This is a genomic window from Enterococcus sp. VV15 (assembly GCF_005236045.1).
GTDB classification, from domain to species: domain Bacteria; phylum Bacillota; class Bacilli; order Lactobacillales; family Enterococcaceae; genus Enterococcus_B; species Enterococcus_B durans.
On record NZ_QPTY01000113.1, the window covers coordinates 1 to 610 of the forward strand.

Below are 610 nucleotides of genomic sequence, written 5' to 3' on the forward strand. Positions count from 1 at the left end.
AGTCAAGTCCATAATCCTGTGTAAAATACTATACAATGTTTTACCGGTCTCTCATTGATCAAACTTAATATATTTTCTTGTAGAACTGAGCCATTCGTCATGAAGGTCCATAAGGACAGCTCCAATTAATCGATTGGCAGACGTTCGGTTGGGAAAAATCCGAATAATCTTTTCTCTTCTGCGGACTTCCTGGTTCAGTCGTTCAAGAAGGTTGGTGCTTTTTAGCCGATTATGACTATTTCCGATAACCGTGTATTGAAAGGCATCTTCGAAGCCATTATCCAATATTTCGCAGGCTTTTGTATATTTAGGCTGGTCGATATATTCACCGACTAAGGCATTCTTAGCTGTTCGAGCGAGTTCAATATCCGTAAACTTAAAGATCGCTTTTACTGCTTCTCTAAACGGTTTTGAATTCTTTTTTGGAATAGAACTGAAGATGTTTCTTAAAAAATGGACCTGGCATCTCTGCCAACTTGCGTTGGTAAATGACTTACGAATCGCAGACACTAGGCCTTTATGGGCATCAGAAATGATGAGTTCTGTCCCCTTTAGGCCGCGTTCTTTTAAGTATTCAAAGAAGATGGACCATGTGTCATCACTTTCTTCA

General features: G+C 39.5%; 1 pseudogene. It reads right to left on the minus strand.

The window, feature by feature from the left end:
* Positions 1–51 precede the first annotated feature (51 nt).
* Positions 52–610 (minus strand): annotated as a pseudogene (locus DVW83_RS14855) (IS256-like element IS1542 family transposase); the annotation flags it as partial.